This window comes from Pelovirga sp. C15f (assembly GCF_057178085.1).
In genome coordinates this window covers 256,020-278,978 of the sequence record NZ_JBXUCV010000003.1, presented here as the reverse complement: position 1 = coordinate 278,978, position 22,959 = coordinate 256,020, and the positions used below count along the sequence as shown (strand labels likewise).

General features: G+C 54.9%; 23 protein-coding genes. 12 read left to right on the top strand and 11 right to left on the bottom strand.

Going from position 1 to position 22,959, the window contains the following annotated elements:
* Positions 1-8: 8 nt before the first annotated feature.
* Positions 9-1,721: a diguanylate cyclase domain-containing protein gene (locus AC1931_RS10395; protein WP_483877191.1), complete on the top strand. Its 1,713-nt coding sequence runs from the start codon at positions 9-11 to the stop codon at positions 1,719-1,721.
* A complete protein-coding gene (locus AC1931_RS10390; protein ID WP_483877190.1) occupies positions 1,718-2,086 on the top strand; it encodes a PilZ domain-containing protein in 369 nt (122 codons plus the stop codon). The genes AC1931_RS10395 and AC1931_RS10390 overlap by 4 nt, the downstream gene beginning before the upstream one ends.
* Before the next feature lie 185 nt (positions 2,087-2,271).
* Here the strand turns inward: AC1931_RS10390 and AC1931_RS10385 are convergent, their stop codons facing one another.
* The 9 genes from AC1931_RS10385 to AC1931_RS10345 all read right to left on the bottom strand — a co-directional run bounded on the left by AC1931_RS10385 (position 2,272) and on the right by AC1931_RS10345 (position 11,182).
* The gene (locus tag AC1931_RS10385; protein WP_483877189.1) at positions 2,272-2,778 is read right to left on the bottom strand and encodes a flavodoxin; all 507 of its coding nucleotides are present in this window, start codon (positions 2,776-2,778) and stop codon (positions 2,272-2,274) included.
* Positions 2,779-2,810: 32 nt separating this feature from the next.
* Positions 2,811-3,902: an ABC transporter ATP-binding protein gene (locus tag AC1931_RS10380; RefSeq protein ID WP_483877188.1), complete on the bottom strand. Its 1,092-nt coding sequence runs from the start codon at positions 3,900-3,902 to the stop codon at positions 2,811-2,813.
* Positions 3,899-5,497: an ABC transporter permease gene (locus AC1931_RS10375; protein ID WP_483877187.1), complete on the bottom strand. Its 1,599-nt coding sequence runs from the start codon at positions 5,495-5,497 to the stop codon at positions 3,899-3,901. Before AC1931_RS10375 ends, AC1931_RS10380 begins: the two co-directional genes overlap by 4 nt.
* A 277-nt stretch (positions 5,498-5,774) precedes the next feature.
* Positions 5,775-6,776, bottom strand: coding sequence for an iron ABC transporter substrate-binding protein (locus AC1931_RS10370; RefSeq protein ID WP_483877186.1), 1,002 nt, complete (start codon positions 6,774-6,776; stop codon positions 5,775-5,777).
* A 111-nt stretch (positions 6,777-6,887) separates the two neighbouring features.
* Complete coding sequence (locus AC1931_RS10365) at positions 6,888-7,643, bottom strand: Crp/Fnr family transcriptional regulator (protein WP_483877185.1); 756 nt, start codon at positions 7,641-7,643, stop codon at positions 6,888-6,890.
* Positions 7,640-8,368, bottom strand: coding sequence for a DUF3793 family protein (locus tag AC1931_RS10360; protein ID WP_483877184.1), 729 nt, complete (start codon positions 8,366-8,368; stop codon positions 7,640-7,642). The genes AC1931_RS10365 and AC1931_RS10360 overlap by 4 nt, the downstream gene beginning before the upstream one ends.
* 231 nt (positions 8,369-8,599) lie before the next feature.
* Positions 8,600-8,737 carry a FeoB-associated Cys-rich membrane protein gene (locus tag AC1931_RS10355; protein WP_483877183.1) on the bottom strand — a complete coding sequence of 46 codons (138 nt, stop codon included), beginning with the start codon at positions 8,735-8,737 and terminating at the stop codon, positions 8,600-8,602.
* Between the two features lie 38 nt (positions 8,738-8,775).
* Positions 8,776-10,944, bottom strand: a complete 2,169-nt coding sequence (gene feoB, locus AC1931_RS10350) for a ferrous iron transport protein B (RefSeq protein WP_483877182.1) — start codon at positions 10,942-10,944, stop codon at positions 8,776-8,778.
* Positions 10,937-11,182 (bottom strand): FeoA family protein, encoded by a 246-nt coding sequence (locus AC1931_RS10345; protein WP_483877181.1) that lies wholly within the window; start codon positions 11,180-11,182, stop codon positions 10,937-10,939. Before AC1931_RS10345 ends, feoB begins: the two co-directional genes overlap by 8 nt.
* 272 nt (positions 11,183-11,454) lie before the next feature.
* On the opposite strand from AC1931_RS10345, the gene dmeF reads away from it, so the two are divergent.
* The 10 genes from dmeF (at position 11,455) to AC1931_RS10295 (ending at position 21,572) form a co-directional block, all read left to right on the top strand.
* A complete protein-coding gene (gene dmeF / locus AC1931_RS10340; protein ID WP_483877180.1) occupies positions 11,455-12,447 on the top strand; it encodes a CDF family Co(II)/Ni(II) efflux transporter DmeF in 993 nt (330 codons plus the stop codon).
* Positions 12,448-12,521: 74 nt separating this feature from the next.
* Positions 12,522-13,715 carry an efflux RND transporter periplasmic adaptor subunit gene (locus AC1931_RS10335; RefSeq protein ID WP_483877179.1) on the top strand — a complete coding sequence of 398 codons (1,194 nt, stop codon included), beginning with the start codon at positions 12,522-12,524 and terminating at the stop codon, positions 13,713-13,715.
* Positions 13,716-13,723: 8 nt separating this feature from the next.
* Complete coding sequence (locus AC1931_RS10330) at positions 13,724-15,655, top strand: MacB family efflux pump subunit (RefSeq protein WP_483877178.1); 1,932 nt, start codon at positions 13,724-13,726, stop codon at positions 15,653-15,655.
* Between the two features lie 11 nt (positions 15,656-15,666).
* On the top strand, positions 15,667-17,058 hold the full coding sequence (locus tag AC1931_RS10325; protein ID WP_483877177.1) for an efflux transporter outer membrane subunit: 1,392 nt from the start codon (positions 15,667-15,669) through the stop codon (positions 17,056-17,058).
* Positions 17,059-17,137: 79 nt separating this feature from the next.
* On the top strand, positions 17,138-18,319 hold the full coding sequence (locus AC1931_RS10320) for an MFS transporter (protein ID WP_483877176.1): 1,182 nt from the start codon (positions 17,138-17,140) through the stop codon (positions 18,317-18,319).
* A 3-nt stretch (positions 18,320-18,322) separates the two neighbouring features.
* Positions 18,323-19,144 carry a CvfB family protein gene (locus AC1931_RS10315; protein ID WP_483877175.1) on the top strand — a complete coding sequence of 274 codons (822 nt, stop codon included), beginning with the start codon at positions 18,323-18,325 and terminating at the stop codon, positions 19,142-19,144.
* 137 nt (positions 19,145-19,281) lie between these two features.
* Positions 19,282-19,758, top strand: a complete 477-nt coding sequence (locus AC1931_RS10310) for an RrF2 family transcriptional regulator (protein WP_483877174.1) — start codon at positions 19,282-19,284, stop codon at positions 19,756-19,758.
* A gap of 8 nt (positions 19,759-19,766) precedes the next feature.
* Positions 19,767-20,576, top strand: a complete 810-nt coding sequence (larE, locus tag AC1931_RS10305) for an ATP-dependent sacrificial sulfur transferase LarE (protein WP_483877173.1) — start codon at positions 19,767-19,769, stop codon at positions 20,574-20,576.
* Positions 20,577-20,661: 85 nt separating this feature from the next.
* Positions 20,662-21,084, top strand: a complete 423-nt coding sequence (locus tag AC1931_RS10300) for a hypothetical protein (protein WP_483877172.1) — start codon at positions 20,662-20,664, stop codon at positions 21,082-21,084.
* The gene (locus AC1931_RS10295; RefSeq protein WP_483877171.1) at positions 21,084-21,572 is read left to right on the top strand and encodes a thermonuclease family protein; all 489 of its coding nucleotides are present in this window, start codon (positions 21,084-21,086) and stop codon (positions 21,570-21,572) included. The genes AC1931_RS10300 and AC1931_RS10295 overlap by 1 nt, the downstream gene beginning before the upstream one ends.
* Before the next feature lie 82 nt (positions 21,573-21,654).
* On the opposite strand, the gene AC1931_RS10290 is transcribed toward AC1931_RS10295, so the two are convergent.
* Positions 21,655-22,155: a RomY N-terminal domain-containing regulatory protein gene (locus AC1931_RS10290; protein WP_483877170.1), complete on the bottom strand. Its 501-nt coding sequence runs from the start codon at positions 22,153-22,155 to the stop codon at positions 21,655-21,657.
* Positions 22,156-22,298: 143 nt separating this feature from the next.
* Positions 22,299-22,949, bottom strand: a complete 651-nt coding sequence (locus AC1931_RS10285) for a GerMN domain-containing protein (protein WP_483877169.1) — start codon at positions 22,947-22,949, stop codon at positions 22,299-22,301.
* Between the last annotated feature and the right edge of the window lie 10 nt (positions 22,950-22,959).

Below are 22,959 nucleotides of genomic sequence, written 5' to 3'. Positions count from 1 at the left end.
TGATCCTGATGACGACAACCACCACGCATATTCTCATCGTCGATGATGAGCCATCCCATATCGCACTGATCCGGCGGTCCCTGCCCGGCAACAAGGACGCGATAACAGTATCCATTGCGACAAATCTCCTGACCTGCCGTGAAGAAATTGCCCGACAACGTCCCGACATCGTACTCCTTGACCTGAACCTGCCGGATGGCTCCACGATGGCTTTTCTCGAACAGATTGCCGTGACCAACACCTTCCCGGTGTTAATCATGACTTCCTCAGGCAGTGAAACACTGGCGGTCGAAGCCCTGAAGAATGGTGCCATCGATTATCTGGTAAAAAGCCCTCAAGCATTTGAAGACATGCCCCGTACCATCGAACGTTGCTTGCGTGAATGGCGCCTTCAGCAGGAGCATCAGCGGGCCATTAATGCCTTGCGGGAAAGCGAGCGGCGTTTTCGCACTCTGCTGCAGGACATTCGCACGGTGGCGGTTCAGGGGTACAGTGTCGATGGCACCGTACACTACTGGAATCGCGCCTCCGAGGACCTTTACGGCTATTCGGCAGCCGAGGCTCTGGGCCGGAAGCTGTGTGACCTGATCATTCCTGCCGATATGACCGCTGAAATGCGGCGCAACATTGATGAAATGAGCCAAAGCGGCGAACCTGCCCCGTCGCAGGAGTATCAGCTCAAACGCAAAGACGGTTCTGATGTGATGGTTTTTACCAGCCATGCCGTTCTTGCTGAACCGGGCGAAGCACCGGAATTTTACTGCATTGATATCGACATCACCGAGCGCAAGAGAAACGAGACCCAGCTGAATAAGCTCAGCCAGGTGGTTGAGCAGAGTCCCGCTATGGTCATTATTACCGACCTGAACGGAGTGATCGAATACGTCAACCCGTTTTTTTCAAAGGTGACCGGTTACGCCGCCGGCGAAGTCATCGGTACCAATTTTCAAACCTTTCAGCTCAACGGTATGAAGGAAAACGAGTACCGACAGCTCTGGCAGCAACTTGAAGCGGGAGAAGACTGGCACGGAGAGGTACACAATATACGCAAAAACGGCAGCAACTATTGGGAACGCGTTCTGATCTCCCCCCTGCGCGACAGACAGGGAGAAATCTGCAACTATATCAGCATCAGAGAAGACATCAGTGCGCACAAGGCTTACGAGCAACAACTCCAACATCAAGCCACCCACGATGCCCTGACGGGCCTGGTGAACCGCTCATTGCTCAAGGACCGCATCACTCAGGCTGCCCATCAGGCGCAGCGCAACAGCAAAGCTGTGGCCCTGTTACTACTTGATCTGGATGGATTCAAGGTCATCAACGATACCCTTGGCCACAGCGTCGGTGACGAACTTCTCTGCGAGGCGGCATCCCGACTGACGGAAACCGTACGCGATACGGATACCGTCGCGCGCCTGGGTGGAGATGAGTTCGTGGTTATGCTGACTGAGATTACCAATCTTGAACGGGTTGCGGTGATTGCCGAAAAAATCCTCACATGCCTGAACAAACCCTTCCATCTTGCCGGGCGGCAACTTTCTCTGTCGGCGAGCATCGGCATCAGTCTTTGTCCAAAAGAAGCCTGTGACAGCGACAACCTCATCCGCTTCGCTGATATCGCCATGTACCAGGCTAAAAAGAAAAAGGGTTGTTTTTCTTTTTACTCGTCCGATATGAATCTTGACTTTCAGCACCCTATAAAGGAGCCGGGCCCATGACCGAATTGCGCAACTACCGCCGCATTCCGTTCCATACCATTGCAACGATCCATTGGGCTCAGGAGATAATTCCCTGTGAGTTGGTCGATCTCGCCCTGCGCGGAGCCCTGCTGCAGATCGATGATGAGGTGCCGATAGCGATTGGCGCGCACGCCCAGGTGGAAATTGAACTGGCCAACTCAGAACTGAAACTGACCTTTGGGATCAAGCTGATTCATCGTGATCAGAATCAGTACGGTTTCCTTTTTAGCGACGCCGATGACGAGTCGCTGGCCCACCTGCGCCGCCTGTTGGAGCTCAACCTCGGCGATGGCGAGCAGGTTGAGCGTGAGCTTGCCCACTGGCTCCAGCACCCCGATCATTAGCAGACAATCTTTCCAAATATCATTCTTTAGGAACTATTCAGCATTGTCCCTGGGCAGGATCAGGGTTCCTGTGACAAGGGTGGTTGTCTCCATGGACGGCGATAACAAGCGGTCACGGATGACGCAACCGGAAACCATCGCGTCCCTTGACACAGGATCCAAAGGTCCGGCGCTGAACAGATACATTATTCGTTCGTTTCACGCACTAATTGTGCTACCCAGCTTTCCAGACGTGACTCCGTCAACTCCGGCTGGTTGGTCACATCAAGGGGCAACCCGAGAAAGAAATCCCCTTCGATAGCTGCTGATTGATGGTAGTCATAATCCTCGTCGGGCCATTTGCCGATAATCTCCGCACCGGCAGCTTTTGCCACATCGTGCAGGACCCTGATCGCATCAACAAAAGCATCAGGATAACCAACCTGATCACCGATACCGAACAACGCCACCTTTTTGCCCTTGAGGTTGGCCTCACGCAAACACGCAAAGGCATCATTCCAGTCATCCTGCAGGCGATCCTGCTCATCGCACCAGCTTGACGAACCCAGGATCAACAGGTCACAGGATTCAAAATCGGCCCGGGTGGCTTGCGCCACCGGATATAGTTTTGCCGTACTGATCAATTGCGCCAGTTGCCCGGCCACTGCTGCCGTTTTGCCGGTGGTACTGCCATAAAATACGCCTATTTTCATTATTCATACTCCTTTTCCAAAGCATCATCTCATCAGTGGGAACAGTTTACCACAGGGCAACGGGAACAGGTGGGATCATCTTTCAGCACCACTCCCGGGTGGACAATCCGCAAACTCACAGGTTCGCCAAGGTTGAGGGTGCAATAGAAGGGAGACAGCACCTTGTAGATCTGACCACGAAATTCCACTTCGTAGAAACAGTCGGACCCCCGAAATTCACGATTGGTAATCCGCCCTTGTCCGGCAGGGTCACTGACGATCTCCAGATGTTCCGGGCGCACCGATACCCAGAAGGTTCCCGTTTTGGTGACCGTGGTGGTCATGGTGCCCAGCGGGGTTGTCGCAACATTGCCGTCCAGCTGCGCCTGCAACAGATTGGTGTGACCGAGGAATTCCGCCACCAAGGCATTTTCCGGCTGCTGGTAGATTTTTTCGGGGGTGTCAAGCTGACACAGTTGTCCTGCCGACATCATGCCGACCTGGTCGGCAAAGGTCAGGGCTTCGGCCTGATCATGGGTCACCAGAATAACGGTAACACCGGTCTCCTTGATGAGCTGACGCATCTCGTTGCGGGTGGTATTACGCAATGCCGCATCGAGATTGGAAAATGGCTCGTCCAACAACAACAGATCGGGCTCCGCAGCAAGGGTCCGGGCAAGGGCAACCCGTTGCTGCTGGCCACCGGAAAGCTGATGAGGATAGCGCTTTTCCAGTCCCTGCAGCGCCATCAGATCAAGCCATTTGCCGAGACGGCCCGGTCGCTCCCTGACAGGAATTAAACGCATACCGAACATAATATTATCCGCCACCTGCATATGAGGGAAAAGAGCGTAATCCTGAAAAACAATGCCGATTTTACGTTTTTGCGGGGCCAGGGTGGTTACCTTGCGGCCATGCAGATAGATCTCACCGGCATCGGGCGTCTCAAATCCCGCAATCATGCGCAAGGTAGTGGTCTTGCCGCAACCGCTTGGTCCCAGCAGCGCCAGGATATTTCCCTGATGCAAGGTGAAGGAAAGATTATCAACCACCGGATCCCCACTGCCAAAACTTTTGGTCAAGCCACTGACACGAATCTGTTCGAAGCGCTGGTTGTTAGCTATGTTGCCGGGTGGCATCTTCATAAGGCTTTCTCCCTGCGCAGGATCATCCCCACGGAAATTCCCGAAAAAAGAACAATAGCGGCAGCAAAGGGCGCTGCTTCAGCCATCATCCCTTCTACCGTGCGACTAAATACGGACACCGCCAGGGTATTAAAACCGGTCGGTGACAATAACAGGGTAATCGGCAGTTCCTTCATGCAGAACAGAAAAACCAGAACAATTCCGGCGATAAGCCCTCGCCGCAAGCGGGGAAACAAGACGTAATAAAAGGTTGCAATCGGCCCATAACCCAACGACCAGGATGCCTCCTCGAGATTCGGACGGGCCTGCAGAATAGCGCTGCGAATTGGCCCCATGGCCAGCACCAGGGTCGCGATGGTCCAGGCGATAATCAGCAGCGCAACCGTCTGGTAGAGAAAAAAGGCGGTTTGCAAGGCAAAAAAGACCATCGCCAGGGCCAGGGTCAAGGGTGGCAGAGCATAACCTATGTAAGCAGAGCGCTCCACCCAGACAACCACTGGGGATGGATAGCGTGACGCCAGATAACACAAGGGAAAAGCCAGAATAACGGCCAGCAGTGCCGCCGGCAACGCGGCGGATGCCGAAGAGACAAAGGTCCAGGGCACCTGTAGAAAAACACTGATATCCGGAGGCGCCAACACCAGCCAGTAGGCCAGCATCAATACCGGCAACAACACCGAAGAACCAAGAACAATAAGCAGGTAAATAATGGCCAGCGGCAGGGTTTTTTTCAGCCTACCGGGCTTAACCGGACGGATGGAGCCGCTACCGACACTCGCCAGTCGCCGGCGACGCAAAACAAAAATTTCCATGACGACAAAGCTCAAGGCCAATGCCAGCAGCATGATCGATAACCAGGCGGCATAAATACGATCGAAAGCTCCTGCGTATTGATTATAAATAGCAAAACTGAAGGCCTCGTAACGCATCAGGGCAATGGCGCCAAAATCTCCCATGACATAAAGCCCGACGACCAGATAACCGGCCAGCAATCCCGGTAGCAAATGGGGGAAAATGACTTTACGGATAATCTGGGTATTGGAATACCCGAGACTTCTGGCGCTTTCCTCCAGACTGCTGTCAAGCCCGAGCAGTGCCGCGCGCAGATTAAGGAATAAATACGGATAGGTATACAACGCCAGGGCAACAACCGCACCCCAATAACCCTGAATATTGGGAATCTGCACATCAAAAAGGCGGGCGGCCACACCGTAACGACCACCGATCCCCATCAGGGCATAGGCCATGACATAACCGGGGATGGCGAGAGGGACCACCGCCAGTACAGTGACCAGGCGGCGCCACGGCAGAGTGGTGCGGGTTACCAGCCAGGCCAAGGGGAAAGACAGGAAAGTTCCTATGGCAAGCACACCGCCGGTCAGCAACAGGGTATTGATCAGCAACTCCAGGTTGCGGCCGCTGAACACCAGGGTGACCAACTGCTGAGGTTCCGCCTGCATGGCTCGGGCAAAAAGGTAGACTAAAGGCACAAGCATGGCAGCAGCAACAATCAGTGCCGGCCACAGTAAACTTGGAGGTGCCTTACGTCCGCTTCCGAATATCCATTTTCGCATCAGTCCCTTTCGATGTTGCATCGCTTAATTGTATCCTGTCACGCATCGGCAGGACACCCCCTGACGGAATGTCCTGCCATTAAAGAAGATAACTATTCACCACCGTCCTTACACAGGGTCGGGGCTCCTGTGGCAAGGGTGTTTGTCGCCATGGACGGCGACAACAAGCGGTCAGGGATGACCCAACGGGAAACAATCGCGTTCCTTGACATAGGAGCCGAAGATCCGGGGCTGAACAGAATAACTGACGATACAGATGTTCAGAGTGCAACGATATATGCACTCCGGATACCTCTGTCTACAAGTGCCCGCTTTTACGCAAGAGATTGAGCGTCCCCTCAAGATCGGCAAGCTGATCAAGGTTGATCTTTGGTGCAGCCTGCAGCACCACCCTGGTATCGGTCAAGTCAGGGTTGCTGATGACGTTGGAGGTAACAGCATATTCATTAACAACCGTCGTGAAATATTGTTGTGTTGCCGGAGATAATAAGAAACGTACCAGCTGAACTGCAGCATCCTGTTGTTTGCTTGACTTAAGCACCGCAATACCGGCGACATTGACGAGGTTTCCGACGTCCCCATCTGCAAAAAACGTCTGGGCCACGGGATAATCCTTGTCGGTAGCGGTGAAACGCGGCAGATAGTAGTTATTTACCAGGGCAAAATCTGCCTCACCATCGGCAATACCGGCCACGGAAGTGGTATTATTACGGAAAATTTTCGGCTCATTAGCCTTGAGTCCTTCGAGCCATTCAAGGGTACGGGCATCGCCATGCAGAACCCGCATGGCTGTTACAAACGCCTGAAAGCTGCCGTTGGTCGGGGGTATCGCCACCCGTCCCCGGTATTCTGCTTGAGTCAGATCAAAGACGCTTTGCGGCAACTCCTCCGGCTTCACCCTGGTACTCGAATAGGCCACGACGCGAGCACGGCCACTGGTGGCAACCCACTGCCCGGTCGTACTGGTATAAATATCGGGCAGGCCGGCGTAAACAGCTTGCGGCAAGGTAACGAGCATCCCGGCATTAGCGAGGGCACCCATGGCCCCGGCATCCTGGCCCCAGAACAGATCGGCAGGCGAACGTTGCCCCTCTTCCTGAATCAACACCGCCAACTGGGCGGTATCACCGTAACGCACATTGACCTTGATCCCGGTATCGCGCTGAAACTGCTCGATAATCGGCTTGACAAAACTTTCACCACGACCGGAATAAACGGTCAGTTCCGTAGCCTGTGCCATTCCTGTCAATACCACCAGACAAACAGAAACAACAGAAACATAAAAGGCAATCAATCTCATTTTTTAATCTCCTTGTAGTTAAAATCAGAATTTTAACATTATATTGTTCGGCAAAATACTTTCAGAGACATGACATTCATTATCAATAAAAGCTAAAAAAAACTTAAAACATTAACAGCGCCTTGCCTCTAACCTACACGCCTCTTCTGCGAAATCATGGCGACAGCAAGTCGATTCTTCAAGAAAATGCTCCAGCAAACCGGGATCAGCAATATGTATCTGGCCACGCTGGTAGCTGATCCCATCCATCCGTACCAGCCGTTTCAGACTACGCGATAGGGTTTCGCGCGCCAGTCCCAGCTCCTGGGCGGTCAGGCCGATGGGGCGGAGATCCACCACCAAGGATTTGTGCTGAATGCAGCAGTGGGCGTTATCGAGTTTGTGTAACAAATAAGCCGCCAGTTTACTGTCGCTACCGGCACAACGCGACAAGGTGCGCAGGCTTCGTTCCTGTTCAACCTGCTGCGCCATCTGCTTGAGCAGGTTGCCGTAGAAACGGGCATCGCTCTGCAGCAGACAACGAAACCACTCCTGCGACCAGAATAAAATATGGGAACTAACGACGCTGACAACAAAGCTGTTGCAGTAACGACCGCTGAGAAGAGATGACAGACAAAAGAAATCGCCTGTCACATAACGCTGGATCAGACACTCCTGACCATCAGGAGAGATTCGCAACAGATGCATTTCTCCGCTCATAACAAAATGCAGGCGGGTTGACAGCTCATCGGTATCGATGCGTCCCAAACGTTTTTTGTAATCCCGGCTGCGGGCGGCGTCAGCGATCTGTTGACAAAAATCGTCACCCAACCCCTCTAATAAGGGAGCACGGCGCAAGCACGCCAGATATTTAACAGGTGTTTTCATGAAGCAAGCAGCAGCGCAGCCGGACCATCGTCAGCCACTCCGGCCATCATCCGCCGATTGATGGCCTGACGTTCTGCGCTAAAACGCTGATAGAGCCGCAAACTGCGCTGCGGCGGGCCATAAACCCGCCAGAGGCAACGCCCCGACCAGGGGCGACCCTTACCGGCAATAAAGCCTCTGACATCTTTAACCGGATAACCGAGAAACATGCCGATTTCATCGGGAGATTCCTTGATTTGACATAGCTGCTGTAAATGCGCCAGCGCGGTATCAAGGGTCAAAGGCTGCGGATAACCACACCCCGCCAGAAACGATTGCATGGTCCGACCGGAAAGACGTTTCGCCAGTAGCTCAGGGTGGTAGAATAACAGGGAGACCCCATCCTGATCAGAGCGCAGGGTGACCACCCGGATTGACGCCCCTTCCAGCACTTGCTCACTGTGTTTATGCCAGAGGTGGTGCATACAGCGACCACAGGGCAGGGTACGCTTAATGATGCGAATCAGATTAGCAGGCTTGACTCCGGCAATTACCTCGGCGGCGCTGCTGACAATAAAAACGGCAAGACATTCGCGCGGCGACGGGTAACAGTTAATCAGATCGACCCAGGTTAACTCCCGTTGTGACACTGCGGTTTTGAGGCAGCAAGACCCATGCTGAGCAATCAACGATGCTGAACCGTCAGGTGTCATGGTAGCAACACCTTTAACGTTTTTGATGTTCATTTTCATTAAACCCCTAAAGTAGTGCCTGAACTTCATCGCTAACAACTTGCATATGTAGCCGACCAGATGAAGATTCAACTCTTATGCATTTTGATTATGTCTTTCAAAAGTACAGTAAACCTTCTATTATTGCAAAGGTTTTCGGCGGACAATCCGCTATCCCCTGGCCGCAAAAGCAGCAGGATGTTGTCACCGGCAGTCTGACTCGACGCCACCGAGGATCATGTTATCTTATTTTTTCTGGCAACAGTTTCCTCCGTTAGCACAGTTGCAGCCGGATCCTTTTTTGGTCGCGGAAAATTGACGATAAAGATAAGCAGCAGCAGCAATCACGATAACCAGTACAACCAGAGCATCAAAACTTAACATGGTGAAATCTCCTCAACTATTCAGCTCCATCCCGGAGTTTATATCAGCAGGCGACTGCTCAGCTGGAACACCAGAACGGCAAGGGCAAAACCCAGGGCGGTATTAAAGATGGTAGAAAAGATCGCCCACCGCCACGACGATTCCTTCGCCATGGCGACAACGGTGACAAAGCAAGGGGCATAGATAAGCACGAAGACGATCAACGACAGGGCCGTCGCCCGACTCCAGCTCGGATCAGCGGCAATCTTGCTGGTCAGGGAACCGGTTGCTTCGGGATCGACTTCCCCCAGGGAGTAAGCCGTGCCGAGGGTCGAAACAACCACCTCTTTGGCGGCAAAGCCACCCACCAGCGCGATATTGGTGCGCCAGTCGAATCCGGCCCATAGGCTGATCGGTTCAAAAAAGCTGCCGACCCGGCCGGCCAGGGAATGTTGCAAGGTCGCCTGGGCTTGACGATTGTCAATCTCGATCATCTGCATGTCGCGCTCTTCCTGGTTGAGGACAGCAGTCATGGCCGCCTCGCGCTCAAGCGCAAACCCATCGGCCGCTTCATCCGGCAGGCCGGGAAAGGTCATCGCCGCCCAGAGCAAAATAGACACCGCAAGAATAATGGTTCCGGCCTTTTTGATATATTGCCAGACCCGCTCCCAGGTATGGATCAGAACGCCCTGCAGGGTCGGCAGACGATAAGGAGGCAACTCCATGACGAAAGGAGTCGGTTCTCCTCTGATCAGGGTCGAACGCAAAAACCACGACACCAGCAGCGCCATCATCCAGGCGAACAGGGTGATCAGGAACATGATCTGGGCCTCGTTGTCACTGAAGAAGGCCGCGATCAGCAACAGAAAGACCGGAAGTTTAGCGCCGCAAGGCATGAATGGTGCGGTAATCAGGGTGGCCAGTTTTTCCTTGGGACTGCGCAAAGTGCGGGTTGCCATGACGCCGGGAACCGCGCAGCCACCCATGATGCCGCCGGAGATGATAAAAGGCATCGCCGAGCAGCCGTGCAGACCGAAAATCCGCAGCACCCGGTCCAGCATATAGGCCACTCGCGCCATGTAACCGGAATCTTCCAGAAAAGAAATGAGCAGGAACATGACGGCGATCAACGGCACGAAACCCATCACCCCACCGACCCCGTCAATGATACCGGAAACCACCAGAGACTGAACCAGGCCCTCAGGGATAATGGCCGTCACACGGTCACCAAGCCAGCCGAAGAAACCTTCCAGCCAGCCCATCGGGATCTCACCCAGGGTAAAGGTAATCTGGAACATCCCATAAAGGATGCCCAGCATAATAATCGGCCCCAGCATACGGTTGGTCAACACACTGTCGATGCGGGTCGACTGATCGATGCGTTCGTGGTGAGAGGGCTGATGAATGAGAACATCCTGACGCAAAATTGAACTGATCAGTCCGTAGCGATAATCAGCAATCAATCCTTCCGGAGTGGTATTGAGGGTTTTCCGACAGTGTTCAGTGGTTTTTTCTACGATGTCTTCGAGCTCCTGTGCCAGTCCGCCGTGCCGGCGACCGGCGACCAGGATTTCTTCGTCGCGCTCGAGATACTTAAGAGCGGTCCAGCGGGCCGGATAACGATCGGTCAAAAAACCGGCATCTTCAATTTTTTCGACCATCGCTGCCAACGCCAGGTCAAGATCAGATCCGTAGGAGAGCTCCAGCGGTTCCCACCTGCCACCACTTTTCATCCGTGGGTGGTCCAGCGCCGCCTGAATGGCTGCCTGTTTGCCCTGGCCTGAACGTGCCACGGTTTCAACGACCGGACACTGCAACAGAGACGACAATTTGCGGCCATCAATGCGTAATCCTTGTTTATTCGCTTCATCCATCATGTTCAGCGCCAGAACAACCGGAATACCGATTTCAAGAAACTGCACTGCCAGGTAGAGGTGCCGCTCCAGCCGGGTCGCGTCCAAAATGTCGATAACGATATCCGGGCGTTCATCGATAATCACCTGGCGCGCTACCAGTTCTTCCTGGGAATAGGAAGACAGTGAATAGCAGCCGGGGAGGTCAACAACCTTGACCCTGGTCTCATTCTGATTGAGGTACCCTTCCTTGCGTTCAACCGTAATGCCCGGATAATTTCCAACCCGCTGACGTGCTCCGGTAAGGGCATTGAACAGGGTCGTTTTGCCGGAGTTGGGATTGCCTGCTAGAGCTATTGTGGTGGTATTAGTCATGACGTTCCTCCATCGCCTCAACCATAACGCAATCGGCTTCATTGTTGCGCAGGGTCAGGGTAAAATCGCGCAACCGCAAGGCAACAGGATCTTTCAGGGGCGCCCGGCCGACGATCCTGATTTCAGTTCCGGGAACCAGTCCCATATCACGCAACCGGCGACTGGTTTCGCCGGTTGCAGTAATCGCAGTAATACGGGCTTTCTGGTTGACCAGTAATTTTCTGAGCGAATGTTCCATATGTTCATCCTTTATGGTGATCAGCAGCAGTTAAGCCCCTGTCGTGAACCGCTATTGCTTGAGTGCGTCAGGTACACAAAATATGATCGGGCTGACATTTTTAACAGGTGGCAATATAGCTGCGCTCAATCCGTAAATCTGTGACATATGTCACAAAAGAAAAAGAAAATGATATTGATGATCAAAATAAACAGTCTGCGACATTGACCCGGTCAACCCCATGTGCCACGCTGCTATGGTAATTTCAACCATGAACCTGCGAGATTTTGACCATGTCCGCACCACTACCAGGCAACACCAACTGCATCGCCGGGCAAATCTGCTATCGCCATGATTTCGGTCACGGTAAAAAGAGTAAAGCCGAACGCCGCACCCTGATTGCCACAATACTGACCCTGGTGACCATGATCGCTGAGATTCTCGGCGGCTGGTTAACCGGTTCCATGGCGTTGCTGGCTGACGGGGTCCACATGGGGGGACATACCGTTGCTCTGGGACTGGCGGCCGGAGCCTACTATCTGACCCGTCACCACGCCAAAAATCGCCGTTTGAGTCTTGGCAGCGGCAAAATTGGTGACCTGGCGGCCTACACCAGCGCCCTGCTGCTTGGGCTGTCGGTGATCTGGCTGGTATATGAGTCGATCGAGCGCCTGCTTAATCCCACTGCTCTTCTTGCCCGCGAAGCACTGCTGGTGGCGGTCATCGGCCTGATCATCAACCTGCTGTGTGCCTGGCTGCTGGCGGGGAGTAGCAACCATCACCACGATCACGGCCATGACCACGATCATCAGCATCACGATCACAATCTGCGCGCCGCCCTGGTTCACGTAATTGCCGACGCGGTTACCTCGGTCGCTGCGATCCTCGGCTTGATTGCCGCCTGGGCCTGGGGCTGGAACTGGCTGGACCCCCTCATCGCCCTGGTGGCCTCGGTGGTGATTCTGCGCTGGGCGCTCGGGCTGCTGCGCCAGACCGGTGCGATCCTGCTGGATGCGGAAGCACCAGAAGCTATGCGCGATCAGGTACGAAGACGGCTGGAAGCGGTCCCTGACAGCGAGGTTGTCGACCTGCACCTGTGGTCAGTTGGTCAGAACAGCTGGATTCTGGTAGCAGGCGTGGTTTGCCACGGCGAGGCGACACCGGAAGACTACAAGAACAGTCTCGACGACATGCCCCAGATCCACCATCCGGTCATCGAAGTGATACTCTGCCGCGAATGTGATCCTGCACAAATGCACACACACCAACCCGGAAATTCGCTATAGTGTGAAGTTGTCATTGGCGCTATGCTGACAATGATATCTAGGGTTTTTTAACTGCAACAAGGATTTTCACCCTCATGCGAATTCCCGGGTTCAATCAGCAGGGCAGAGTTCTGCTGCCTGCCATCGGCATCCTGTTGCTGATCAGCGCCGTCGCTGGTGGCTGGTACTATCTGGCTACGCAGAAGGAGAACCCTGCTCCGCCCACCCTTGCAACCGTCCAACGCGGTTCAATCGAAGATCTGGTCACCGCTACCGGAGTTCTGCAACCACGGGATTATGTCGATGTCGGTGCCCAGGTATCCGGGCAGCTGGACCGGATTCACGTTGAGGTCGGTGATCAGGTGAAAAGCGGCGACCTGCTGGCCGAGATCGATCCGACCCTGTTTATGGCCAAGGTTGATGCCAGCCGCGCCCAGTTGCGTTATCAGCGCGCGCTGCTCAATGATCGCCAGGCACAGCTCGAGCTGGCCCGGATCCAGCACCAGCGCCAGCAGAACCTCCTCGCCGTGCAAGCCACCACGGAAGAAAACGCTCAGAACGCTGCTGCCGCATATCAGTCGGCTAAAGCACAAATCGAGATGCTGATGGCGCAGATCGAGCAGAATGAGTCCAGTCTGCGCGCTGACGAGGCCAACTTAAGCTATGCACAGATTTATGCGCCGATGGATGGTACGGTAGTTTCCATCAGCGCCCGTCAGGGGCAGACGATCAATGCCAGCCAGCAGGCGCCGGTGTTGATGCAGATTGCCGACCTGGCGACCATGACCGTCAGGACCCGGGTCTCCGAGGCTGATATCGCCCGCTTGCAGGTCGGTATGGAGGCCTACTTTACCACCCTTGGCGGTCGCAACCAGCGCTGGTACGGCACCCTCTACCGGATTGAACCAACCCCGACAGTAGAAAATAATGTAGTACTTTACAGCGCTCTCTTTGACGTCGACAACAGCAACCGCAACCTGTTGCCACAAATGACCGCCCAGGTATTTTTTGTCATCGCTGCCGCTGAAAACACCCTGCTGCTGCCGATTTCTGTGCTGACTGAACAACGCGTTCCCCAATCATCCACGGATGCCGACGGCACCCCGGCAACAGTGATGGTGCTTGATCACAGCGGCAACCTGGTGCAGCGCCCGATCAGGGTCGGCATCAGTAACCGCATTCAGATTGAGATTCTGGAAGGGCTCAGCGAAGGTGACGAGGTCGTCTCCTCAGTGGCAGGCGGCAGTGGCAGCCAGGCGCGGCCACCCATGGGCATGCGGATGCGTTGATGGTGGCCATGAATCAACCCTTGATTGAACTGCGCAACGTCACCAAAACCTACTACCGTGGTGAACTGGCGACCAAGGTGCTGCATGGTATTGATCTGCAGATCTATCCGGGCGAGTTTATCGCCATCATGGGCGCCTCCGGTTCCGGTAAAACCACTCTGATGAACCTGCTCGGCTGCCTGGATCGACCGTCTAGCGGGGATTACCTGTTCAAGGGGCAGAATGTTGCGATGCTGGGAAAAGACGAGCTGGCACGTCTGCGCCGTGAAGAATTCGGCTTTGTATTTCAGAGCTACCACCTGATTGCTACTGCCACTGCGCTGGAGAATACCGAGGTCCCCTCGATTTATGCCGGGGTCCCCCATGCGCTGCGGCGGGCTCGGGCAACCGAATTGCTGACCGGCCTGGGGCTGGCTGAGCGCCTCACCTACCGACCGACCCAGCTGTCAGGTGGGCAACAGCAGCGGGTATCCATCGCCCGGGCACTGATGAACGGCGGGCGCATTATCCTGGCCGATGAACCGACGGGAGCGCTGGACAGCCACAGTGGCGCCGAAGTGATGAAGCTGCTGAGCGACCTGGCACACCGTGGTCACACGGTGATTCTGATTACCCATGAACAGGAGGTTGCCGACCATGCCGACCGCATTATCGAGATCCGCGACGGCCTGATTGTCGCCACTACCGGCTCAACCCCGACTGTCGCCGAGCCCTTTGAACCAGCGCATCCGCCGGTGGTGAATTCCTATCCGGCAGAATTGTTCGAAGCCACCCGGACTGCTGTTCGTTCTTTGCGCAGCAATATTTTCCGCACGATTCTGACCCTGCTCGGGATTGTCATTGGCGTAGCCTCGGTCATCACCATGCTTGCCATTGGTGACGGCGCCAAACAGGCAGTGGTGGATCGAATCAGCGTCCTCGGCAGTAATCTGCTGATGGTCCGGCCCGGCGCTCCCAACCTGCGCGGATTCAGCGGTGTCGCCACCCTGGTACCGGAAGACGCCGCAGCTGCCCGCGATCTCCCCAATGTTCTGGCCGCCATCCCGGAACAAAGCAGCGCGATCACCGTGCGAGCCGGAGAATTTGATCATCGGACCAGCCTCAACAGCACCTCCAGTGATTTTGTTATCGCCCGCAACTGGAAGCCGGCCAGTGGCACCTTTTTTACTGCAGCTGATGAGCGCAATTACGCCACCGTTGCGGTTCTCGGCCAGACCGTCGCCCGCGCCCTGTTCCCCGTCAGCGAGCCGCTGGGCAAGTACCTGCTGATCAACAATATCCCTTTTCAGATCATCGGTACCATGGCCCCCATGGGCGCCGGCATGGGGGGTAGCGATCAGGATGACGTGGTCTTCGTCCCCTACACCACCGGTAGCCTGCGCCTGACCGGCCAGCGTCATCTGCGCAACATTACCGTTGCCGTCGAAGATGTCGCGCGCGTCGATGAAACCCAGGAGCAGCTGCAACAACTGCTGCTGCTGCGTCACGGCGGTATCGAGGATTTCCAGATCCGCAACATGGCCTCGATCATCGACAGTATCACCGAAACCCAGAATACCCTGACCATTCTGCTCGGTTCTATTGCGGCCATCTCACTTTTGGTCGGCGGCATTGGGGTGATGAATATCATGCTCGTCAGTGTCACCGAACGGACCAGGGAAATCGGCATCCGCATGGCCACCGGAGCGCGGATGCGTAACATTCAACAGCAGTTTCTGATTGAGGCCCTGGTGGTTACGGCGCTGGGAGGTGTCATCGGCGTCATCGCCGGTCTCGGCACCGCCGCCATCATTGCGATTTTTGACACGCCGATTCAATATTCGCTGGCTCCGGTCTTTCTGGCTTTTGGCTGCGCTTTTGTTACCGGCCTGGTGTTCGGTTATTTCCCCGCGCGCAAAGCTGCCCGTCTCGACCCGGTAGTGGCGCTGGCGTCGGATTAGGTGAGGTTTTAATGAAGTCGTTATATCCCCTCATCATAGTCATCCTGGCGACACTGCTGGCTGGCTGTGCCGCGCCGGTTACCCAGCAATCGCCTGAATTTGTCCCGCCACCAACCTGGGATGAGGCAACCGCCCCTGACTCATACCCTCCGGAAAAGCAATGGTGGCAGGGGTTCAATTCGGCTGAACTGGAAGAACTGGTCACTGAAACCCTTGCCGGCAGTCCCGATATCCGCATCGCCACCGAACGGGTCATCCAGGCGGAGATCGCTTTGCGCAACAGTCGTTCTTCGTTGTTTCCCACCTTAAATCTTAACGCCACCACCGACGTCGGTCGCACCCTGACCAGTGACGGTAACACAACGAGAACTGAACGTTCCGGCGCCGGACTCGGTATTAATTACGAGATCGATGTCTGGGGGAGCAACATCGCCGCCTGGCAGGGCCAAAAGGCCTCTTTTGCCGCCGGCAGACACGATTATGAAGCCACCCGTCTGTCCCTGGTTGCCGGCGTTGCCAATGCTTATTGGCAGATTCTGGCGCTCCGCGATCGCCTGGCCATCGCCCGCCGGAATCTGGAAATCGCCGAGCGGTTATTTGCCATCGTTGAAGCCCGCCACCGCTATGGGGCAGCCAGCGCCCTTGATCTGAGTCGCCAACGCACCACGGTGATGGTACAGCGCGACGCCCTGCTGCCCCTGGAAATGCAGGAACGCCAGAACCTGCGTGCCCTGGCGCTGCTGGTTGGCAGGATTCCACAGGGGTTTGACATCTCAGGAAGAGGCCTGGATGAGGTCCTCGTGCCCACGGTGACCCCGGTTTTGCCCGCTGAACTACTGCTGCGCCGCCCGGATATCGCCGCTTCTGAAGAGCGCCTGATCGCCGCCGCTGCCAATATCAACATCGCGCGCGCCACCCTGTTTCCCCTCAAACTCAATCTCGGTTTAGCGAGTCTGCTGTCGAGCAGTGAGCTTGCCTTTTCAGGACTGGGCAGCCCGGTGCACTCAGCTGATGCCATTGTCTCCCTGACCCGCGCTCTGTTTGACGGTGGCCGGCTGCGAGGTCAGGTTGCCGCCCGGGAATCAGAGCAGCGGGCGCTGGTTGAAAACTGGCGCAAGGTGGTACTTAATGCCCTCAAAGAGGTCGATGATGCCCTGGCGGCCATACATCGCAGCCAGATCCAGGAGCAGACTCAACGCGCCATCCGCGATGAAACCGCTCGCTCACTGGAATTATCAGAACTGCGCTATAAAGAGGGCAGTGACGGCCTGACCACCCTGCTTGATGCCCAGCGCAGCCTGTTTGCGGTTGAGGACCAGCTGATTCAGCAGAAGCTTTCACGTCTGAGCGCCGCCGTCGATCTCTATAAAGCCCTGGGCGGCGGCTGGCACCTGGATCGCTGAATTCACTGTACTTTCCTCCTCCTTTTCTGCTAGAGCAAAGGGTAGACACTGAACCGTTCATCTCCTGTGAAGCAGAAACATGATGCCCCAACGTCGCTATCTGGAATTTATTCCCATCATCCTGACCTCGGTGCTGGCCCTGTCGACCCTGTACGCACACCAACCCCTGCTCCCGGCCTTGCAGCTGGAGTTCGGGGTCAGCCGTGAAGCGGCAGCGGCACTGACCACCGTCACCTTCATTCCTCTGGCCCTGGCACCTCTGGTCTACGGTTATCTGCTGGAAACGGTTTCGCCGATCCGCATTCTGAAACTGGCGGTACCCTTGCTCGCTCTCTCCGCCCTGTTCTTTGCCATTGCCACCAGCTACCCTCAGCTGTTTGTTATCCGGCTGCTTCAAGGCTTGCTGATCCCGGCGCTGCTGACCTCCCTGATGACCTGGCTGTCGGCCCGGTCCAGTGCTGAAAACCTGCAGCGCACCATGGCGTTGTATATCGCTGCCACGATCTTCGGTGGTTTCGCCGGACGCGCAATGTCGGGCCTGATTGCCAACATCTTTGGCTGGCGCTTCAGTTTTGTTGCCCTGGCCTTAAGCCTTGTGATTGCCTTTGCCCTGTTGACCCGACTCAAGCCCGCCAGCGGCACCAGGTTTGTTCGCCCGCATCCGCAGGCCGTGCTGGAGGTTCTGCGTAAGCCTAATTTTCTTCCCCTCTACCTGGGAGTCTTCTGTCTGTTTCTGGTCTTTTCGGCGGTCATGAATTTTATCCCCTTCCGCCTGACGGATTTAAGTGACCAGGCCGATTCCATGCGTATCGGCCTGATGTATGCCGGCTACATGATGGGCATCGTCACCTCTTTAGGTGCGCCCTGGTTTATCCGTCATCTGGGAGGGGAAGTTCGGACGATCCGTACCGGGCTGATTGTCCTGGGCGGTATTCTTGCTGCCCTTGCCACCCCTTTCGTTGGCGTTCTGTTTGCTGCCATGTTCCTATTCTGCGGCGCCATGTTTCTGGTTCACACTACCGCCTCAGGGCTTGTCAACCAGATGGCGGGGAGTCATCATCGGGGACTGACCAATGGCCTCTATGTCGCCTTTTATTACGCCGGGGGCAGCATCGGCTCCTTTGCCCCGGGAATAGTTTACCAACAATTCGGCTGGAATATGTTTCTGCTGCTGCTGGCGCTGATCTGCCTTATCGGTTATGGATGCTGTCGACAGATTTCTCTTCCTGCAGTTACAGCTTCGCGCCCAGGAGATCAGTGACCCATGTTGCAACCCGGCTACTACTATCAGCTCACCGTTACCCGGATGACCCCCGAAGGAGCCTGGCTGGATACAGCAGGGACAGAAATCCTCCTGCCTTCCCGCGAATGTCCGACGAATCTCCGGAACGGCGAGAAGCTGACGGTGTTCCTCTATCTGGACCGCCATCAGAACCTGTGTGCGACGGGTCACAAACCGCTGGCGCAGGTCGGAGAGTTTGCCCTGCTGACAGTAAAAAGCACCGCTCCTCAGGGGGCATTTCTTGATTGGGGTCTCGCCAAGGATCTCCTTGTCCCGCGCGCGGAGCAGCTTGAACCGATGCAGGCTGGCCGCCACTACCTGGTACGCATCTGTCACGATGACCAGCAACGTCCCATTGCTTCGGCGCGGCTGGAAAAATATCTGCGCGAGGAAAACTGTGACTTAAGCCAGGGGGACACGGTTGATCTGATCGTCTGGCAGTTTACCGATCTCGGCGCCAAAGTGATTGTCAATCATCTTTATACCGGTGTGATCTACACTGATGACCTTCTGCCCGGGCTAAAGCGCGGCGATAAACGTACCGGGTATGTAGCTAAAATTCGTGATGACGGCAAACTCGACATCAGCCTGCAGCCGGCAGGAGCCGCCGGAATTGATGCCGCCAAGGGTATTATACTCCGGCAATTGGAGCAGCAGGAATATCTTCCCCTGAGCGACGCAAGCCCGCCCGAAATGATCCGCAGTCAGCTCGGGATCAGCAAAAAATTGTTCAAAAAAGCTGTTGGCGGCCTTTACAAAGAGGGAAAGATAGCCCTGACGCCGGAAGGCATTCGCCTTAGCTGAAGCCGTTACCACATCCAGATGATCTGTTTACCTGCTTTTGTATCTCCACAATCCCGCATTAAAAACGAGCTTTTATTCTTGACAACATCACTGAAGATTTTTATAGTCTCTATAATTCAATGACGGAGGTACAACAGATGAAATTATCCACCAAAAGCCGCTATGGCGTTCGCGCTTTGTTTGACATGGCCTACCACGCCGGCTCCATGCCGGCCCAGATCAAGGATATTTCCCGGCGTCAGAATATTTCGCCGCGCTACCTGGAACAGATATTTCAGGACTTGAAAAAAGGCGGGCTGCTCAAGAGTCGCCGCGGTCCCCAGGGCGGCTACAGCCTGGCGAAACCCCCGGAAAAAATTACCGTGAAAGAGATCGTTCTCGCTGCAGAGGGTGAACTGCTACTGGTTAATTGTGTCAAGGGGCGGCGCAAGGATGGCGAATCTGAACCCTGCTGTGAATTTGACAACCAGTGCCTGACCCAGCATATCTGGGCCGAGGGCAGCAAGATCCTTGGTGACTATTTCGACTCCATCACCCTCAAGGACATGTGTGACCAGGGGCAGCAGATGGGTCTGGAAAAGGAACTTGACCACCGCTTTATGTACTTTATCTGATTCTGGCAATGTCCCTGGCAAGCAAGTATCAGAACCTGCAGAGGAATCTGACAGAATTGACCCGGGTCGCCATCGCTTTCTCCGGAGGGGTTGATTCTACCCTGCTCCTTAAGGTCGCCTGCGACCTTCTCGGCCCGCAACAGGTTCTGGCACTGACTTCTACCTCACCTGTTTTTCCACGGCACGAAACGGATTGGTGTGAGGACTTCACCCGCCAGTTGGGAGTCAGGCATATCCTCTTTCGCGGCGACGAACTGGAGCTTACCGAATTTGTAGAAAATGGCCCGCAACGCTGTTTCCACTGCAAACTTAATCTCTATCAGCATTTTCTCGCTATCACTAAAGAGCAAGGGTATGTCTTTCTGCTGGATGGATCAAACCTGGACGATCTCAAGGATTATCGTCCCGGACGTGAAGCAGTTACCCGGTTAGGTATTCGCATCCCTCTGGTTGATGCCGGCCTGAACAAAAATGACATCAGGGCATTAAGCCGCCAACTGGGACTTCCGACCTGGAACAAGCCGGCGTTCGCGTGCCTGGCGACGCGTTTTCCCTATGGCACGCCGATTACCAGGGAAAAGCTCGAGCAGATCGGCAACTGTGAAAGCTGGCTTCATCAGCAGGGGTTCTCCACCTATCGGGTGAGAACTCATGACAACCTGGCACGCATCGAAATTGCCCCTGAAGAGATGCCGCGGTTGCTCGATACGAGCCTGAAGGAAGAACTGATCCTTATCTGCAAAGCCAATGGTTTCACTTATGTTACCCTTGATTTACAGGGTTTTCGCAGTGGCAGCATGAATGAGAACCTGACGTAAAAGCGCAAGAAACCGGAGGCTGGATAACCCCCGAGCAGCGGAAACCGACCACCTATTTCTTCCTCACTGTCGATAAGGAGAGCCCATGCCGAAAGCCAGCGCATTATTTGCCGTCTGTTTTGTTGCCGGCCTGTTGGGAGCCCTGTTCAGCAGTTTGTTTTTATGGCTCGGCGGACAGTGGGGCATCATCCATTTACTTGGTATCAATTCCTCCCGCAGCATCGCCCTGCCGGCATTATATGCCCCGCTGTTTGCTGGTGGCCTGTGGGGACTGCTGTATTTTTTTACCGTGGCGTCACCACGCAGCAGACGCTACTGGATTCGCAAAAGCCTATGGGTTGCCATGGTTCCTGCTCTGGTCGATATTGTCTATATCTACCCGCAGCTACAGAATCAGGGCATCGGCGGCATTAATCTCGGCTTGCTGATGCCGGGACTTATCATCGTAAGCTGGCTGATCTGGGGGCTGTTTACCGGCTTTTTTGCCCGGCTGCTGTGGGGGCGTTAGTGCCTGGGCGCATTCTTGTCGCCCTGCTGCTGCTGGTCCAGCTGGGTGCCTGCCAGCAGGTCGAAGCGGTTTCCGGGCGGGTAACCTGGGTTCATGACGGCGATACCATTGAGGTAGAAAACATTGGCCGCGTCCGGCTGCTGGGAATTGACTGTCCCGAAACAGAAGCGTCAAATCGTGATCGGTTCTACCAGCATCAACTAAAAATCAAGCCACCCATGTTACGAAAGACGGCACGGCAGGCCACCGACTTTGTGATGCGCTACACCCGTGATCAAACTGTCAGCCTGGCATTTGATCGTGACCGGAAAGATTCTCACGGACGAACCCTGGCTTACGTCTACCTCCCTGATGGACGTCTGCTTAATCAGCTGCTAATCGAAGAAGGGCTGGCGGCGGTGTATCGTCGGGCCGAATTTGAATTAAAGGATCAGTTTCTGGTGGCAGAGGCTAAAGCTCGCAACCACAAGCGTGGGCTGTGGCGTTAGAATCGGGCATCCCTCAGCCTTCTCACCGTGTTTAGCTCCTGACCCGCTAAAATCTTTTGCGACTTTTTTTGGTTACAGGCTGCTACCCTCTTTGTCCAGCGGTCAGATAGGCGTAAATCAGCTCTTCGAGGGAAAGCTCGGCAGGTTTGGTTTTTTTGAATTTGTCGATGCTCGGTTCAGCCACAATCGCGGCGGGACTCTGTCGCTCTGGTGCAGCCGAAGCCATTTCATCTGCGTTTTCACTAATTTTCTCAATCGTTTGCACATCAGGTTTAGCACTCTCTTGTGCTTTTACCTGTGCCGGTTCCAGGGCGATTCCGAGCTCTGCAATGCGTTGATCAAACTCTCCCCGGGTCAAGCTGCGCAGCATTCCCTTATGCTGCTCCTTGGCCAATTCCTCAACCACCTTTTCGAGATGATCAACCTTGATAATATCGGCGTAAACGGTCTTTTTGGATGAGATAATGGTGCCACCCAAATACAGTAAGGTCACCAGTTGCGGGCGTATCGGGCCGCTGTCTTCGGTCTGCACGTGGAAGGTTTTTCCACGGTAACTGACATTGTGATTATAACCGACTATCATCCCGGCTCCTCGATTTGCTGCAGTTCTCAAGTTTGTCTGTTTATACTGCAACCTCAGGCTGCTGAGCAAGAAGAAGCCGGCAGGGGGGAACTGTTCGGAAACAATTCATCGCCACAATAGCGCTTTTCGAACTGGAAAACCACTCAGTTAGCATCCTTGGTAGCTTCTTCTATCAGTCGTTCAATCTCGCGATAGTCCTTTTCATCACGGCTTGGCTGGTTATCCCCGTCAGTGATCCGAGGGGGCTGGGTCAAAGCGTAATCAACATAGACCGGATGATCTATGCGCACATGCCCTTTCAGCGTCTGACGCACCTCACCCTCCACCAGAATCTGCATTTGCCGCAGGTAAGGGAAACTTTCACTTAAACTGTTGATCAGACTATAGATTGACAGAAGCTCGGACATGCTGCCGCCAGGATGATGATCCACTAGATGGCGTGAAAAATTGATCCGTACCAGATCATTTTCCAGCTCCACCCCTTCGATCCGTGTCGTCGGCGGCAGAATCGGCACATTGTCCCCCCCGGGTCCGTTGATCAGCTCTTCGAGCAGAGCGCGAACACAGTCACGGTCATCATCACACCCGGTGATGACGGCAGTCTCCCTGGCCAGATAGCGCCCCTGGGGTTCGGCAAAATACAGGGTGACTTCCCGCTCTGCCGGGGCTTCCTCGATAAATTCGGGGATCTGTGCCACTTCATCCCTGGAAGCCTGAAAAAACCAGCCAAGAATATACCCCAGGGCAATGCCAATAATCAGCACCCCAGCCAGGATAAAAAATACTCGTTTCATAAATCGTCCT

Excerpts from the sequence above, each read along its gene's own strand:
- AC1931_RS10395 (WP_483877191.1), top strand. The coding sequence starts at position 9 with ATGACGACAACCACCACGCATATTCTCATCGTCGATGATGAGCCATCC.
- AC1931_RS10390 (WP_483877190.1), top strand. The coding sequence starts at position 1,718 with ATGACCGAATTGCGCAACTACCGCCGCATTCCGTTCCATACCATTGCA.
- AC1931_RS10385 (WP_483877189.1), bottom strand. The coding sequence starts at position 2,778 with ATGAAAATAGGCGTATTTTATGGCAGTACCACCGGCAAAACGGCAGCA.
- AC1931_RS10380 (WP_483877188.1), bottom strand. The coding sequence starts at position 3,902 with ATGAAGATGCCACCCGGCAACATAGCTAACAACCAGCGCTTCGAACAG.
- AC1931_RS10375 (WP_483877187.1), bottom strand. The coding sequence starts at position 5,497 with ATGCAACATCGAAAGGGACTGATGCGAAAATGGATATTCGGAAGCGGA.
- AC1931_RS10370 (WP_483877186.1), bottom strand. The coding sequence starts at position 6,776 with ATGAGATTGATTGCCTTTTATGTTTCTGTTGTTTCTGTTTGTCTGGTG.
- AC1931_RS10365 (WP_483877185.1), bottom strand. The coding sequence starts at position 7,643 with ATGAAAACACCTGTTAAATATCTGGCGTGCTTGCGCCGTGCTCCCTTA.
- AC1931_RS10360 (WP_483877184.1), bottom strand. The coding sequence starts at position 8,368 with ATGAACATCAAAAACGTTAAAGGTGTTGCTACCATGACACCTGACGGT.
- AC1931_RS10355 (WP_483877183.1), bottom strand. The coding sequence starts at position 8,737 with ATGTTAAGTTTTGATGCTCTGGTTGTACTGGTTATCGTGATTGCTGCT.
- feoB (WP_483877182.1), bottom strand. The coding sequence starts at position 10,944 with ATGACTAATACCACCACAATAGCTCTAGCAGGCAATCCCAACTCCGGC.
- AC1931_RS10345 (WP_483877181.1), bottom strand. The coding sequence starts at position 11,182 with ATGGAACATTCGCTCAGAAAATTACTGGTCAACCAGAAAGCCCGTATT.
- dmeF (WP_483877180.1), top strand. The coding sequence starts at position 11,455 with ATGTCCGCACCACTACCAGGCAACACCAACTGCATCGCCGGGCAAATC.
- AC1931_RS10335 (WP_483877179.1), top strand. The coding sequence starts at position 12,522 with ATGCGAATTCCCGGGTTCAATCAGCAGGGCAGAGTTCTGCTGCCTGCC.
- AC1931_RS10330 (WP_483877178.1), top strand. The coding sequence starts at position 13,724 with ATGAATCAACCCTTGATTGAACTGCGCAACGTCACCAAAACCTACTAC.
- AC1931_RS10325 (WP_483877177.1), top strand. The coding sequence starts at position 15,667 with ATGAAGTCGTTATATCCCCTCATCATAGTCATCCTGGCGACACTGCTG.
- AC1931_RS10320 (WP_483877176.1), top strand. The coding sequence starts at position 17,138 with ATGATGCCCCAACGTCGCTATCTGGAATTTATTCCCATCATCCTGACC.
- AC1931_RS10315 (WP_483877175.1), top strand. The coding sequence starts at position 18,323 with ATGTTGCAACCCGGCTACTACTATCAGCTCACCGTTACCCGGATGACC.
- AC1931_RS10310 (WP_483877174.1), top strand. The coding sequence starts at position 19,282 with ATGAAATTATCCACCAAAAGCCGCTATGGCGTTCGCGCTTTGTTTGAC.
- larE (WP_483877173.1), top strand. The coding sequence starts at position 19,767 with ATGTCCCTGGCAAGCAAGTATCAGAACCTGCAGAGGAATCTGACAGAA.
- AC1931_RS10300 (WP_483877172.1), top strand. The coding sequence starts at position 20,662 with ATGCCGAAAGCCAGCGCATTATTTGCCGTCTGTTTTGTTGCCGGCCTG.
- AC1931_RS10290 (WP_483877170.1), bottom strand. The coding sequence starts at position 22,155 with ATGATAGTCGGTTATAATCACAATGTCAGTTACCGTGGAAAAACCTTC.
- AC1931_RS10285 (WP_483877169.1), bottom strand. The coding sequence starts at position 22,949 with ATGAAACGAGTATTTTTTATCCTGGCTGGGGTGCTGATTATTGGCATT.